Origin of the sequence: uncultured Fretibacterium sp. (assembly GCF_963544685.1) — a bacterium.
Lineage (GTDB): Bacteria > Synergistota > Synergistia > Synergistales > Aminobacteriaceae > CAJPSE01.
Genome location: NZ_CAUUGJ010000056.1, coordinates 1 through 15,126, shown reverse-complemented (window position 1 = coordinate 15,126; position 15,126 = coordinate 1). Strand labels below are relative to the sequence as shown.

Here is a 15,126-nt window from a genome sequence, read left to right as displayed (position 1 = left end):
ATGGGGCCGATCCTTCATGGAGTTTTCTACGGACGGAGCCCTCCGAAAAAGGGCTCCTCATTTTTTAAGTGGGTAGGCCTATCTGTAGTTTTCCTGCGATGAGGTAAATCGTTGGGATGAGGTTCTCATTGCTCCTGTAGCCTCCGGCCCTCGCCTTACAGGCCTGGCTCGAGCTGTTGATCCCCTCAAGAATGCCGTTGTCGATGGGACTCAAACCACTGAAGGACTCCGTCCCGGTGATGCCTGATCGTGCGGGCTGCTCCAACCATCGCACTCGGGCGACTGTGCGTAGCCCAGAAATACCATTTCTCCAGTAACAGCTCCCCTTCTTCCCGAAGATGCGCCCGAAAATCTCCTCTTTCAGAGCCGCCAGCTTGTACCTACAGAAATTCGGACCGAGCCGCTCTCCGCGGTCGAGGTTGATCCAAGCGCCCTCAACCCGTCGCGTCGGGGGCGCTTTCCGGTCGCTCCACGCTATAGCTTGCTTGGGGAAGCGGGTTCGGCTTCCCCAGCGCTGCTTCTCACGCCTCCTGCCTCAGTCGCTCCGCGGCCGCGGGCAGGGCTTCGAGGAAGGCGTCCAGCTCCCCGGGCGTCGTGAAGTACCCCGGCGACACCCTCAGGCCCCCCTGCGGGAAGCTCCCCAGGGTCCTGTGGGCGATGGGGGCACAGTGCAGCCCCGGCCGGGTCTCGAACCCCTCCCGCGAGAGCGCGTCGGCCAGCATGCCGTTGTCCAGCCCCTCGATATTGAAGGAGAAGACCGGAAGCCGCCCCTCCATGCCGTCCTTGCCGGTGAGCTGGATGCCCTCCACGCGGGAAAGCCCCTCGAGCAGCTTTCCGCCCAGTTCCCGCTCGTGCTCGGCGATCCTCTCGATCCCCGTCTCCCCGATCCAGCCCAGCGCCGCGTGGAGCCCCACGATCCCCGGCAGATTCGGGGTCCCGGACTCGAACTTGTCGGGAAGCTCCTCGGGCTGCGTCTCGACATGGGAATAGCTCCCGGTCCCCCCGGCCACCAGCGGTTCGACCCGCGCGGCGAAGTCCGGGCGCCAGAGGACGCCCCCGATCCCCTGCGGGCCCATCAGGCCCTTGTGTCCCGTAAAGCAGAGAGCCGCGAGCCCCAGCGCCGCCGCGTCGATGGGGAGCACCCCCGCGGTCTGGGCGCTGTCCAGGACCAGGGGGACCCCCGCCCCCGCACAGAGCTCCGCGACCCTACCCAGCGGCTGCACCGTGCCGCAGACGTTGCTGGCGTGGGCCAGGAGCATCAGGTCGTACCGCCGCGCCGCAAGCGCGTCCGCGAGCGTTTGGGGATCGAGCGCGCCGTCGCTCCCGCAGGGCAGGAACGTCACCGCCACCCCGGACCGCTCGAGGGCCCTCAAGGGCCGGACGACGGCGTTGTGCTCCATCGAGGAGGTCAGCACGCTCATTCCGGGCCGCAGGAAACCGCGCAGGACGACGTTCAGCGCCTCCGTCACGTTGGGACAGAAGGTGACGTACCGCGGGTCCCCTCCCTCATACCCCCCGAGCAGGGCGGCCAGGCGAATCCGGCAGTCCAGCACCGCGTTCAGGGTCCCCATGTCGCGGGACGAGGAGGTCCCGCGGCCGAGGTTGGCCCCGCCGCACGACAGAAAATGCGCCATGGCCTCCCCCACGCAGGGCGGCTTCGGCCAGGTCGTCGCCGCGTTGTTCAGATAGACCGACGATCCGGAAAGACTTCTCTCCAATTCAAACCCCTCCTCAAATCGAAGTTTGCGGATGCGATGGGGCGCCTGCGGACCTCCGAACCCGCTAGACGCTCAGGACCTTGTCCGCCCCCGTGACGGCCTCGAGGATCTCGAACATGTTGGAGATTGTCCCCACGCCGACGCGCTCGGTGATCCCGAAGTGGTTCGTGCAGGTCCCGCACACCAGGATCTTCGTGCCCGTCCCCTCCAGGTCCTTCAGGTGGTCGCAGGTCGAGGCATCCGGCAGGGCCAGCTTGACCCCCTCGTTCATGAGGGCCAGCACCGCGGGCGGCGTCTCGAGCTTCGAGAGCGTGCCAAGGAAGCCCTTGATCAGCACCTCGCCCAGCTCCTTATCCTCGCGCCCCAGGGTCTTCCCCGCGATCAGGACGGCAAGCCGGGCGCCGCCCCGATTGCAGGGAGCCGGGCCTGCAGCGGGGGCCGTGCCCTCCCTCCGGGCGGTCACTTTGAACTCGCCGCCGTTCTCCTGATGCTGCACCCGGAAACCCTGGCCCTCCAGGAAACGGGTGACGTTCGAGACGGCGACGGCATTGTCCACCAGGACCTCCAGCTCCGCCGCCCCCTTCTCCACCGCGGCCCTGGTCATGATGACCGGCTCCGGACAGGCCTTCCCCACAGCATTGACCGTAATCATAAAAAATCCCTCCTAAGAAGTAAGAAGTGACAATTCAATAAGAAAACATTGATTCCATAAAGCCCCCCGGTGGTACCCCAGCTTGCCTGTTTCGAGTCAGAAACTTGCCGGGGCCGCCGCTTCCTTAATAAAAACTCAGGGCTCCGCCCTGGACCCGCCCAAGGGACTCGTCCCTTGGGAATCCCCTATAGCCGGTCCTCAGACGGCGGTCCCGTCCCCCTCCGCAATGCGCCGCAGCCTCTCGGTGTCGATGGGCAGCTTCCCCAGCTCCTTGCCCCATCGGATGTACGCCTCGACGTTCTCCGCCGGGGTGAAGAGCGGCACCTGGCAGCCGGAGCCCAGGACGTACCCCTTGGGGGAGTCGTGGGCCTTCAGGATGCACTCCGCCACGGACCGCTTGATGTCCTCCTCCTTGCCCAGGTTCAGGACGTTGACCGGAGGGACGTTCCCGATGAGGACGACGCTGCTCCCCATGACCTCCTTGGCCTCCGCCAGGTCCTCCACGTTGTCGACGCTGAAGGACGAGATCCCCGCCCCCACGATGTCCTCCCAGATCCCCCTGGTGTGCCCGCAGATGTGGGTGCCGGGATACTTCCCCAGCACCTTGCCGCCGTGCTGCACGTTCTCGGTGAAGTAGGGAAGCGAGAACTCGAGGAACTGCTTGTGGCCCAGGAGGTCCGTCGAGGCCACGGGGTCCGAGAAGGAGAGCCCGACGATCCCCCGCTTGCCCAGCTCGTCGATGTACCGGTTGTTCCCCTCCGTGATGATCTCCATCATGTGCCGGATCTCGTCGGGGTGGCGGCGCGTCCAGCGCAGGAAGTTCTCCGCGCCGCAGACGGCGATGGCGACGCTGACCGGCCCGGCCATCGCGGCCCCCACGCCCGTCCTGCCGTCAAGCCTCTCCTTCAGCTTGGCCAGGCCCTCCAGCACGATGGGCAGGCGCCCGTCCTTCAGGGGGTCGGGAACCCTGAGTTCATACACGTCCTCGGGCTTCCGGACCCGCGGCGTCTTCACGCTGGGGATACAGTGGTTTTTGTAGAACATCTCGGAGCCCATGGCCTCCGCCATGCCCCTCAGCGTGAGCGAGATGCCCGCGCCGTCCGGCTGGAACCGCTCCCAGAACCGGGCCTCGACGTCGGCCATGACGTCGGAATCGAAGTAATAGTCCCTCGTGCTCACGCCGAAGAGCGTGATGGCCGTTTCCCCCATCGAGATGGAGACCTTGAGCCGCTCGGGCCCGCCCTGCGTCGTCTGGCTCATCCTTCGCACACTCCTTTTGATGATTCAAAGCCATGGCTCCGATCCCCCCAACAAAATTCGTTGCGGGAGTGAGATACGCATAGCTTCATCCCGCCAAATCGGCAGCCGCACCGACTCTCGCCGTATGACCCTCTATTCCCAATTGGACGCGCCGATCGGGTGTTTGCCGTACTTCCTGGCGGCAGCCATGAACGCATCCAGGTTTTCAAGAGGCACATCCCCGTTCAGATCGCAGCCGGTGCACAGGACGTAGCCGTTTTCGCTGTCGTAGGCTTCCCTGATGCATTTCAACACGGCCCGGTCCACATCGTCCGGCGTCCCCAGAATCATGGTTTCCACAGGATCGATGTTCCCGACAAGAGGCATGTACGGCTGCACGAGTTCTTTCGCAAAGGAGAGGGGCACACGGTTATCGATGCTGATCATATCGGGTTTCGTCTTGATCATCTCGGGAATTATCTTTTTCGTGTCTCCGCAGATATGATAGCAAACGATGCCCTTGCGGGCATGAATGTTCTCCATCAACTCTATCGTATAGGGAAGGACGAACTCGACATAATCCTTTTGAGCGATGATGGTCCCCGAAGCGATCGGCTCGCAGAACAGGATCATGGAACCGACGGCGATAAATTCGTTGTGAATCTCCTTCAGCGCATCGGTGCAGAGACGCATGAGCCTGTGCACCCCGTCGGGGTTCCTGCGGGTCGCCTTCAACAATTTCTCTATCGGATAGATGCTCGCCGTTGCCGTCAGAGGGCCGGATATGAGCGTGCCCGTCGGCACCTCTTTCCCCAGTTTATCGATGAGTATCCGCGCGCAGTCGAGGTGCTTTTGAAAATCGACGCTGTTCTTCAGCCTCACCCTTTCGAAATCCAGCTGATCGATATCGGCCAGGTCCTTCAGGACATGGCTCAGGATCGCGGGGACTGCGTCGTCGGGGTCGCTCATCACGCTCCCCAGAGACTTTCCCACGGTGTGCAAGCCATACTCGCTTATCAAGAGGTCGTTGCCGAACCGCTTGTACCCCTCGATCTGGCAATGGGCCTCGCTTTCCGCCGTGGCCCGCTTCTCCTTGTGCGTCATCCCGGCGCATTTTCCCGACATGGAGCAAATGAGGGGCATAGCGAGGATTCGGTCCATCTCCTGCCCCGACATGAACCCGCCCAACCTCTCCATCGGCGTCATTCGATCATCTTTATGCACGACAAATTCCCCCATCGATCGATTTCAACAACAGGTTCCATTCCGTATCGCTCCGCGAGGCGAATGGAACTTCACAGATCGCAGAGCGGGCGTCTCGAGATTATCCATCGGTCTCCTGCCCGACGACAGGGCTCGGGACACCGTCTGAAGCCTATAGCGGAGCCTCCTGGGCGATCCGGCACCTTCCGTAACGCAGATCCGTGAACTTCCGGGCCAGGCAGGGCCCCGCGCAGAGGTTCCCATCCGCGGCCTTCTCGAGAAACCCCACGGAGAAGAGCGACGTCATGTTCTTGGGACACATGTAGATGGGCGTCGCAAGCCCCTCCGCGCGCTTCAGGACCCGCAGGTAGCTGGGCCCGGAGACCTGACGGAACAGGCGGGGCCCCACGAGGTCCAGGGATCCGACGGAATCCGCCAGGTAGATGAGCTCCGGCCTGAGGGCGTCCACCCGCGCGATGTGCTCCGAGATGAAGTCCTCGACGATGCCCAGGAGCCTCGGGAAGGGCTCCTTTTGCTTCGGCATGGCCCGGTAGACCACCTCCGTCGGGAGGAGCCCCGAGAGCAGGGCGATGGGCCCCGTCGCGCCGACGACAACCTGGGCCCCCCGTTCCTTCAGAATTCTTATGGCCTCGAAGAGGGGGTCCAGCAGCTCGCGCCGGATGGACTCGGGCCGGAAGGACTCCGCCTCCGACCAGTCGGCAAAGACCTCCTTCGCCACCCGGTCCCCCAGCTCCGGGTCCCAGGTGATGGCCGTCCCGAGACAGGCCGTCATCAGACACTCCGACAGCGGGACGACGACGTGCTTCATGCCGTTTACCTCCCGCACCCTCTCCGCCGCCCGCGCCATGGCCGCCCCATCCCTCAGGGTCTCCTCGTAGCTCACCCCCAGCTCCTCCAGAATGGGGACGAGGCTCGGCGCGTCCTCCGACTTGCATTGATAGATCTTCATGTCCTACCCTCCCTTATCAACGAAACAGCGGCGCTTCAGCGAAACAGCAGCGCCTCGGCAAACGTCCGCTCGTAGCCGGGGCGCACGCTCAGCTCGATGTAGCGCACCTCGCGGATGCCCTGGGTCATCCTCCGGTGATGCTCCCGCGAGACCAGGGAGAGGTAGGCCCCCGTCCTGCTGGAGTTGCCGATGTAGTGAATCCGGTCCCCGAAGGAGGCGGGGAGCAGCCCCGCGCCGACCAGGCTCTCCGGGGCCAGGTGCTTGCCGAACTGTCCCGCGATGACGACCCGGTCCATCGTATCCGGCGTCAGCCCCGCCGCCTCGATCAGGCAGAGGGCCCCGGACAGGATGGCCCCCTTGGCCAGCTGGATCTGGCGCACGTCCTTCTGCGTCAGGACCAGGGGCGTGTCCCCCTCGCGAAGGACGAGGCTCCGCTTGCCCTCCGACGCGCCGATGAGATGGCGCAGCTCGGGAGTCGCCTCCTCCGCCCGTGCGATGTTGCCGCGGCTCGTGATCAGGCCGGCCGCAAGGAACTCCCGGACGACGGCCAGGATCCCGCTGCCGCAGAGGCCGATGGGCTCCCTTCCCCCGATGGCCGTGAGGGAGAGACGCCCGTCCTTCAGGGCCGCCTCCTCGACGGCCCCCTCCTGGGCGCGCATCCCGCAGCTGATGTTCATCCCCTCGAGGGCCGGCCCCGCCGCGCAGGACGCGGCGAAAAGCTCCCCCTTCCGCGACAGGACCATCTCGCCGTTCGTCCCGATGTCGATGAACAGGACGTTGTCCTTCGCCTCCGTCAGGTCCGCCGTGACGATCCCGGCGACGATGTCCCCCCCGACGAACGAGGAGATCTGCGGGAGGCAGAGGACCCGGGCGTCCGGATGGATGCGGGTGAACCCCAGGTCCGAGGCCCGTTCGTACCGGGCGCGCCGCAGCTGGGGCGCGTAGGGGGACAATCCGATGGAGCGGGGGTCGGCGCCCAGCAGGAGGTGCGTCATGGTCGCGTTCGCGCCGACACTGAGCTGAAACACCCGCCGGGGCGGGACCGCGTGCTCCACGCAGATGGAGAGGAGCAGCTCCTCCAGCTTCAGGACGATCTCGCGCTGCATCTGCAGGACCGCCTCCATCCCGACCTCCTGGACCCAGGTGATCCGGGTCAGGACGTCCTGCCCGTGCTCCTTCTGCGGGTTGACGTCGGAGGCGCTGCCCAGCTCCCGCCCCGTCCCCATGTCGATGAGCGACACGACGACCGTGGTCGTCCCGATGTCCACCGCCGCCGCGAAGACCCCCTCCTCCCCGTCCTTACCCTCGGGCTCCGCCGTGAGGAACTCCCCGTCGTGGGTCAGGACGGAGAAGCGCGTTTCCTCGGAGGGAAGACGCCGCAGGACGGCAAGGGGGACCTCCTCCAGGCCCGCCGCCCCGGCCAGACGCTCGTCCAGCGACAGGGGGGCCTCCAGGGACGCCGGCTCCAAGGTGATACTCTCCCGCCGCAGGGGCGGATCGAAGATGAAGTCGGGGACGAACCCGTCCGTCAGAATCGGGTGGCCCTTCTCCTGCGCGTCGAAGAGTTGGACCTCGAGGTCCGCCTCCGGCCGGACGAAGCAGGCCAGGCGCACGCCGTCGGCCAGGTCCTTCTCGGAGAGGAAGCGCCGCTCCCCCTCGGAGACGGGGCCCGTCCCGCCCCCGAGGACCCGGACCCTGCACTTGCCGCACGTCCCGCGCCCATCGCAGGCCGCGTTGATCGGCAGCCCCGCAGACCGCAGGGCCGTCAGAAGAGTCTCGCCCGGTACGACGGAGAGAGAAAGGTCTTGTTTTGAACTCTCTTTGAGAGTAAGTTTCATATCCGACTCCCTCATTCCGTTTCTAATCATTCGTAGGCGAGGCGGCTTTTGCGAACCGCCGCGGATAAGCAGGGAGCCGACGGAAGTAGGAGTCGTGCGAGTTACTTGGGGGCTTTATCAGGCATACAAAGGGTTGGGGGGGTGCGAAGCAATCGAGTGAGCCCCTACTTGCGTCGACAGCACGGCAGCTGTGCCGTGTGTCGACGTAAGCGATTGGCACAGCATCTGCGGCTCGAAAAAGCCGCAGAGGGCTGGCCACCTGCTTAAACGAAGCATGCGGATGATTGAGAAATGGAATCAGATCGTGCATAAGAGGGCTTCCTCCTCCTCCCGATTCCGCTTGGCCGCCCTCAGAAGGGCCTGAATGGAGCGGATGTCCGACCGCGTACCCAGGCCGCAGGCCGGCGCCAGGATGTCGGACCCCATGTTGAGGGCGGAGCGGGCCATGGCCTGAACCTTCGCCTCGGAGGCGAAGGCCAGGCCGAAGGAGCTGACGTTGCCCATGATCCTTCGGGGCGCGAGGTGCTCCCGTGCCTCGCGCAGGTTCACCATCGCGTCGAAGCTGAAGGCGTCCGCCTCCACCGCGCTCAGCTCGGAGAAGACGTTCTTCATCTGCCCGCAGATGTGGACGATGAAGCGCATGTCGGGAAACGCGCAGCGCACCCCGCGGATCAAATCGTTGAGGTACCGGACGGCGAACTCCCGAAAGTACCGTGCACCCAGGATCTCGCCCGTCCCGCTGGGGTCGGAGATCGCCAGGACGTCGGCCCCGGCGGCGGCCTGAGCCGTGCCGAACGCCGTCAACATGTCCGTCACCCTCCGCATCAGGGCATGGGCAGCCTCGTTTTTGCGCCGGAGGGACTTGTAGAAATCGATGGGGTCCGCCAGCGACGTCGCCAGGCTGAGGGGGCCCGTCAGGTTGCCGATGATGGGGACGCCCTCCTTCCCCGTCCGTTTGAGCCGCTCGATGGCCTCGATGACGACGCGGGCCCGCCCCCGGCCCAGGTCGGGCTCCGGGAGCTCCGCCCACCGCTCCACCCCGTCGATGACGTAGCCCGAGACGTGCGGTTCGCACTCCCGGTTTCCCATGTCGACCGGGGCGCCCAGGGTCTCCGCCTCGACGGTCATGCAGAAGGGCACCCCGTAGTTCTCGAACATCTCGTGGTCGTACACCGCCCTGGCGAGCTCCGCCATCATGACCGGGTCCGTGTGGGCCTCCGGCCAGGCGATGCCGCACCGGTCCATCAGATCGACGACGATGGCGTTCATCATCCCGCCGGGACAGATGCAGGGCACCTCGGGAATCGCCTTCCCGCCGAGTACCCCAAGAAGCCTCTCCTTCTCGTTCACGCCGTTCCCTCCCTGCCCCAGTGCTCAATGATGCCGCACGGAAAAGATTCCAGGGCCTCGCCCTGGACCCGCCAAAGGGACAAGTCCCTTTGGAATCCCAATCAGAACCCCCAAAGACTGCAGGAACGGGCTCATGAGGCCGGGATCGGCTCCCCGTTCAGGAGCATCTTCGCCACGCGCACCGCCTCCATCGCGCTTCCCGTATAGGCGTCCGCCCCGATCTTGTCGCAGAAGTTCTTGGAGACGGGCCCGCCGCCGATCATGACCTTGATCTTGCCGTAGAGCCCCCGCTCCTTCAGGAGCTCCACCACGCGCTGCATCCCGATCATCGTCGTAGTCATGAGCGTGGACAGGCAGATCAGGCGGGCGTTCACCTCCTGGGCCTTGTCCACGAAGGCCTCGATGGGCACGTCCCGTCCCAGGTCGTACATCGTGAAGCCCGCCGTCTCGAACATGATCTTCACGAGGTTCTTCCCGATGTCGTGGGTGTCGCCCTGCACGACCCCGATCACGGCGGGGATCGGCTCCTCGCCCTCCGCCGTCTCGCTCTGCAGGTGCGGCTTCAGCACGTCCAGCCCGTTGTACATGGCGTCCGAACAGAGCAGCAGGTCCGTGACGAAATACTCCTCCTGCTCGTAGAGCGCGCCCGCGCGGTTCATGCCGTCGACCAGCCCCAGGTTGATCCCGTCCAGGGCGCTGTGTCCCTCGCGGAGATACTCCTCCGCAACCGTCACGACCTTCTCGTCCTCCATCTCAAAAACGCAGTCCGACAGGCTCTTGAGATACTCTTCCTTGCTCATGGACACGATCATCGCCTCTGTTTCGTTAAGATTTTTCGATTCGGATTTTTCCGTGCTCTCCGGCGCCGGACGCCCCCGTCTCCGGGGCGCTCGGCATCCGGAACTCCCACAGTGCCATACCGATGCCGGGGATGTCCAGATCCTCGCCGATCAGCGCCATCTTGGAGCCATCCGCCGGACGCCAGGCCTCGATCGTCCGGCTTCGGTTCACGACGTCGAAGCGCAGCCACTCCCCGCCCACGGGGGCCAGCCCCTTGACCCTGTAGATCCGCCCGAGCGTCCTGGAGGCCAGGCGGTCCAGAAGGCCCTCCAGGTCCTCGCGGCTCCGAAAGCTCAGGTCCTTCAACCCCAGGCTCTCCAGCGAGAGAGCCGCCACCCCCTCGGACGGCGCGGGTATATCCGCCGCCTCCGCGCCGAGGAGGCCGTCCCACCACTCCGAGGGGAGCTCCGCGTAGGGGGGAAGGACGATCCCGGCCTTCGGGTTCATGTCGGCAAGCGCCCTCAGGACCGCGTCGCGCTCCTCGGGCGGCAGCGCCTCCGACTTCGTCACGACCAGGGTCGCCGCACCCGCGATCTGGTCCCGGTAAAAGTCCCCGAAGACCTCGATGTAATCCCCGAAGGACTCCGCATCGACGACCGTGACGGGCGGGACCAGGGAGACGCCCGCCCCCACCCCCTTCGAGAGCGAGGAGAGGATGAGGCTCAAAGACCCAACCCCCGTGGGTTCGATGAGGAGGACGTCGGGGTGGAAACGACGCTCGATCTCGTCGACGGCCCGCAGGAAGTCCGTCCTCATGGTGCAGCAGATGCAGCCCTGGGCCAGCTCGACGACCTCGATGGGGACGTCCGCCAGGAGGTCGCCATCGACCCCCACCTCCCCGAACTCGTTCTCAAGGACGACGACGGACCCCTTGATGCGGCGCGCCAGCTCACGGATGAACGTGGTCTTGCCCGCGCCCAGAAATCCCGATACGACGAGAACCTTCATTTACGCACCCCGCTTTCTTTGACGAAAAACCCTCCAGCCCCGGCGGGACGCACAGCCGAGCCCCAACGACGCCAGGATTCCGGCAATCCGTAAAGGGGTATGCGGGACGAAGCACAACGTCCCCGCAACGAGGGCCGCGGCGCTCAGGCGCACGCCCCACCACCCCTGCAGAGCCGCGGCGAAGGCGACGGCCGATCCCGCCGAGACCTCCAGGACGGAGAGACGAAGGAAAAAGTATGTGAGGGAAGCCGTAACGGAAAGGGATAAAAAAAGAAGAGGCCGCGCAGGCAGCCTCTCCTCAAAAAGGGACGATGACGGCGCACCGAGGCGCGCACGTCACAGCTTGATCAGCTTTCGATCAAATTCCGGAGAGTTCGGCCCGAACGGACGATCCCTTCGAGGAAGGAATCCCTTCACGGCATGCATCCCGTGCATCCAAGCCCACTCCTCAGGTGAATCCGCAATGCCGCACTCGAGCCTTCCTCCTCTCCAGACGATATCGACAGGGCCATTCGAGGTTGTTTATACCTTACCCTCGGGAGAATGTCAATCACGTTGTGGGGGCTTGTTGTTGTTCTGTGATCATGTCACCCCATAAGCGGATTCACCATGACGCGCTCCGTGCCCAAGAAGGGGGGCATACTGCCTCTACCGGGAAAAGTATCACGATTTCAAATTCTCCCGTTTCACCGACGGCCTGAAGGCATGGACATCCGCCACCAGCCCTGCCGCTCGCCCGGAGCTCCGCCCCTTATCGGATCAGATTCAGAGCCGCTTTCAAACGCGTGAGGCGAGCCTCGTCCTGCACCATAAACTGTTGTTGGCATATATCGCGATACAGGACCTCCAGATTCTTCTCCGACGGGCGGATACCGATCTCCTCCAGGGAGCAGGGCATGCCCAGACGCCGCATATAGTCTCTCAAAACGGGCAGCCGCGCTTCGTCCTCGTTATAAAACAGCTGAGACAGCAGGCCTACGGCCACGATTTCTCCATGCAGAAAATTTCTGGACTCCAGGTAAAAATGCGTACGCACCGCATTGTACAGGGCATGGGCCACGGATGTCTGCCCCCTGCCCTTCGTGATGCCGCTGATCATCCCCGTCAATGCGATATTCAAGAACACGGTATCCTCCAGCGGCTTGGTACGGCGCCCTTCCTTCAAATCCTGCACGGCCCGGTACCCATAACGCTCCAGCGCTTCATAGGTGTATCGCGCAAAGGAGTGCGCACTGTGCATGGCGATGGGGACCTCCTGAAGGTTCAATTCGGCCCGGCCGTTGGAGATCTCCAGGTACTTGGCCATGGCATCCAGGATCCCGGACGCCATCAGGCGCGGAGGCTGGGCGGACTGTATTTCCATGTCCACCAGAACCGCATCGACCTCCCTTTCGTGCCAGACGCAATGATCATAGGCGCCGTTCTCATGATAGAGGACGCTCAGCGGCGCATACGCCGCACAGGTCGCCGCCGAAGCGGGCACCGTGATCACCGGCGCCCCCAGCAGGGCCGCCGCAGCCTTGGCCAGGTCCAGAGCTCGCCCGCCCCCCACGCCAACGATGACGTCGCAGCCCTTTTCCGTGGCCACAGACGCGACCGCGGCGGCTTTTGCCGCGCTGGCGGGGCCGCTGTACCGTTCTTCCACCCAGGGTATCTCCGCCGCGTCCAATCCTGAAGACAGGCGTTCCCGCGTAAGGGCAAGCGCCGTTTCCCCTCCAGTGACGCAGGCCTTCGTCCCCAGGCGTTTCGCCTCCGCCCCGATCAAATCCAAAGCATTCGGCATCTGCCAGTAGCGGCCGGCCCCGAACTTGTACTCCCCCTGCACATCCGCTGTCGTAATCACTGCCACGCCTTTCCCTTTCCGTAAGGGCAAACGGCCCTTCCCGCCCCATCAAGAGGATTTCCTGCGCTGCGCCCCAAAGGCCCCGGACGCCGGCAACCCCCGCCCAATCAGACCGCCAGGAAGCGCTGACTTAAACAAAAAATACATCTTCATAATATGCAAATTCATAATATGCAAAATATCCGCTGTTCGCCTTGCCCCATTTTATCAGGCCGACTTCAGGTCCTTCGGCATCGGAAGCGCCCGCCGAAAACACGATACCTTTCCCGCTCAGACGATAGGGATGCCATGTCAGCGTTCAGGTTGCGGATCGGCGGATTTCCCCTCACCCACCCGATCGCCGGTCGCACCAGGCGAGGATGCAGGCGAGGAGAGGCGCAACGTCTTGAACGATCACCAGAGTGGTGCGGATATCTATCCGCATGGAATTCGGGTTGAAGGAGGAACAGTATCCCCACAGGGACCACAGCGCGCCCGCGGCGCTCGCGGTCAGCACGAGGGGCGCCCAGCGTCTTCGATAGAGCGCCAGGTACCCGCCCACGATGAGCAAGGCCGGGAATATCCGCATGACCCACCATGACGGAGAGAGCAGCCAGAAACGGAGCTCCACCTGGTGGATCCACAGGAGGATGACGGTGGCTATGCCGATCAGGAGGGACGCACCTGCGGCCGCGCTTGCGGCCAGGGCCGAGCGGCGATCCCTCCTCGGGAGGAGGAACAGGCAGAGCATGACGAGCAAGGCCTTGAGGAACGGCAGAGGTGTCCCTAAGCCCAAGGTACCCTGATACTGTTTCAAATCGGCCCACGTCATCACCCAATAGAAGCAGTCCGCCAACGGATAGAGGAAGGCTATGGCGTAGGCGCTCCACGCAAGGGAGGACTCCTCCGCCCCGGCGGCTCGGGACCGTTCGTCCAGGCGGCGGCCCGTATGGAGGACGGCCAGGAATAGCATCGCCAGGAGGACACTCCCCAAGAAAAAAAAGATATAGAGTGTCCTCGTGCCGATTTTCATCATTGTGGACACATCTGCGAGCGCACGGAGCGCTGACGTGCCAGAACATACCACGCATACAAAAGCCTCATAGTAGGCATAGGCTACAAGGACCCTCGGCGAGGCGAACGGGGCCAGGCTATAGAGGTATGCGGCGCAGGGCAGAAGACAGGAGAGGAGGCAAATGCCGATACTGCCGTATGCCGTCACTGACAGGAGCGTCCTCAGGAGGCCGCCCATGCCGAAGAACTCGTTGAGGCAGACGAGGATCGTGCTCGCCAGAAGCAGCCGTCGGAGCCTCCTTCGGAGCGTCGACGCCCCCGGGAGGCCGCCGACCGCCTCGGACTCGAGCTCGCCGGGGCCAAGCTCACCGAACCGCACCGGCCTCGAAGAACGCGCGTCCAGGTACGCAAACAGGAACGCGGCGATGGCGGAAGCGTAGCCCATTATGTCAAAAACCTCTAATAACGCCCTTGTGGGAAACTGTAGTTCATAACGCAGAAAAGGACTGTCAACAAGTTGGTACAGAGCGCCCGCTGCACCGATGCAGAGCAGCGGCCAGGCGCGTCGGTTCCGGCGCAGCGCCAGGTAGCCGCCCGCGAGGAGGGGAAGCCACAGGCACCGATAGACCCACCAATGCCCCGGGTACTCCAGGCGGAATACCCCCTGCAGGGACTCCAAGTCCTCGTTGGCAAGGTAGGAGAAATAGAAGTAGAGACCTTGATCCAGAAGCTCATAGACGCCAACCCCAATGCTCAGGGCCAGAGCCGCACGACGGTCTCGCCGGAGGTGCAGGGGAAAGGCAACCGCGGCGGCTGCCGCCAGGACGGACAGCGGCCAGACGCCTTGCTCCCCGCCCCTGGAACTCGAATCGCCCCACCGGGCAATTCTCAGAAGGATATCTCCCCACGTGGGGCCAAACGAGAGTATCCACGCCCAGAGCGCAAATCGGCTGATGGAATACCCGTTTTCGGGCGCGTTCCACGCTTCGTTCATCTTTGTCACTCCTTCGGTCGCCGATATTGGGGATCGTGCCCCGCGTACCCCGCTCCCGGCAGGTTGCGCCATAAGCGAGTTTAGCATGTTCGGGCCATGAAAAGAACCTTCCGCACGGAACGGCGCCTCAGGAACGGGCCTTTTGCAGCCGGATCGCCACGGCACCCGGGAAATCGAACCGGTGTTGACTTTCCCGAAAAGAAGTATTAGCCTCATCAGTGTTGTATCAGTCGAACATGAAGGGGCGAACATAAGAAAGTTTCCTCTTTGGGCGCCCCAGGGCAAAGACCTGCTAGAAAAAGTCAAGGGTTTAGTTGAGAAATTTTGGCAGCAGGGGGTAAAAGTTTCTGTGGATTGTAGGGTTTCTGGGAAGTCATGACGGCGTGAATTACCCTAAGAAGTTTTGTGCCGACGGCGGCTAAGGCCTGTTTGGGATGTTTGCCCCTGGCAATCATCCTGTCATAGAAATCCTTGAATACAGGATCGAAGCGTCGTGCGGCGTTAGCCGCCAGGTAGACGGCGCGGCGCAGGTATGGAG

Annotated in this window: 11 protein-coding genes and 2 pseudogenes; all 13 read right to left on the bottom strand. The window is 63.8% G+C overall.

Going from position 1 to position 15,126, the window contains the following annotated elements:
• Window positions 1–64: 64 nt before the first annotated feature.
• A pseudogene (locus ABLA28_RS06710) lies at window positions 65–338 on the bottom strand (transposase); the annotation flags it as partial.
• Between the two features lie 183 nt (window positions 339–521).
• Complete coding sequence (locus tag ABLA28_RS06705; protein WP_347713014.1) at window positions 522–1,718, bottom strand: aminotransferase class V-fold PLP-dependent enzyme; 1,197 nt, start codon at window positions 1,716–1,718, stop codon at window positions 522–524.
• 64 nt (window positions 1,719–1,782) lie between these two features.
• Window positions 1,783–2,370, bottom strand: coding sequence for a sulfurtransferase-like selenium metabolism protein YedF (gene yedF, locus ABLA28_RS06700; protein WP_314718459.1), 588 nt, complete (start codon window positions 2,368–2,370; stop codon window positions 1,783–1,785).
• A gap of 198 nt (window positions 2,371–2,568) precedes the next feature.
• Window positions 2,569–3,630 (bottom strand): uroporphyrinogen decarboxylase family protein, encoded by a 1,062-nt coding sequence (locus tag ABLA28_RS06695; RefSeq protein ID WP_347713013.1) that lies wholly within the window; start codon window positions 3,628–3,630, stop codon window positions 2,569–2,571.
• A gap of 132 nt (window positions 3,631–3,762) precedes the next feature.
• Window positions 3,763–4,833, bottom strand: a complete 1,071-nt coding sequence (locus tag ABLA28_RS06690) for a uroporphyrinogen decarboxylase family protein (RefSeq protein WP_347713012.1) — start codon at window positions 4,831–4,833, stop codon at window positions 3,763–3,765.
• A 151-nt stretch (window positions 4,834–4,984) separates the two neighbouring features.
• Entirely contained in the window at window positions 4,985–5,782 is a 798-nt protein-coding gene (locus ABLA28_RS06685) for a uroporphyrinogen decarboxylase family protein (RefSeq protein WP_347713011.1), read from the bottom strand.
• 35 nt (window positions 5,783–5,817) lie between these two features.
• Window positions 5,818–7,620 carry an ASKHA domain-containing protein gene (locus tag ABLA28_RS06680; RefSeq protein ID WP_347713010.1) on the bottom strand — a complete coding sequence of 601 codons (1,803 nt, stop codon included), beginning with the start codon at window positions 7,618–7,620 and terminating at the stop codon, window positions 5,818–5,820.
• Between the two features lie 297 nt (window positions 7,621–7,917).
• Complete coding sequence (locus ABLA28_RS06675) at window positions 7,918–8,970, bottom strand: uroporphyrinogen decarboxylase family protein (protein ID WP_347713009.1); 1,053 nt, start codon at window positions 8,968–8,970, stop codon at window positions 7,918–7,920.
• 131 nt (window positions 8,971–9,101) lie between these two features.
• Window positions 9,102–9,770, bottom strand: a complete 669-nt coding sequence (locus ABLA28_RS06670; RefSeq protein ID WP_299298825.1) for a corrinoid protein — start codon at window positions 9,768–9,770, stop codon at window positions 9,102–9,104.
• Window positions 9,771–9,795: 25 nt separating this feature from the next.
• Window positions 9,796–10,758 carry a GTP-binding protein gene (locus ABLA28_RS06665; RefSeq protein ID WP_347713008.1) on the bottom strand — a complete coding sequence of 321 codons (963 nt, stop codon included), beginning with the start codon at window positions 10,756–10,758 and terminating at the stop codon, window positions 9,796–9,798.
• A 751-nt stretch (window positions 10,759–11,509) separates the two neighbouring features.
• A complete protein-coding gene (locus tag ABLA28_RS06660; protein ID WP_347713007.1) occupies window positions 11,510–12,601 on the bottom strand; it encodes an iron-containing alcohol dehydrogenase in 1,092 nt (363 codons plus the stop codon).
• Between the two features lie 325 nt (window positions 12,602–12,926).
• Complete coding sequence (locus ABLA28_RS06655; RefSeq protein WP_347713006.1) at window positions 12,927–14,588, bottom strand: hypothetical protein; 1,662 nt, start codon at window positions 14,586–14,588, stop codon at window positions 12,927–12,929.
• A 302-nt stretch (window positions 14,589–14,890) separates the two neighbouring features.
• Window positions 14,891–15,126: pseudogene (locus tag ABLA28_RS06650) on the bottom strand (hypothetical protein); the annotation flags it as partial.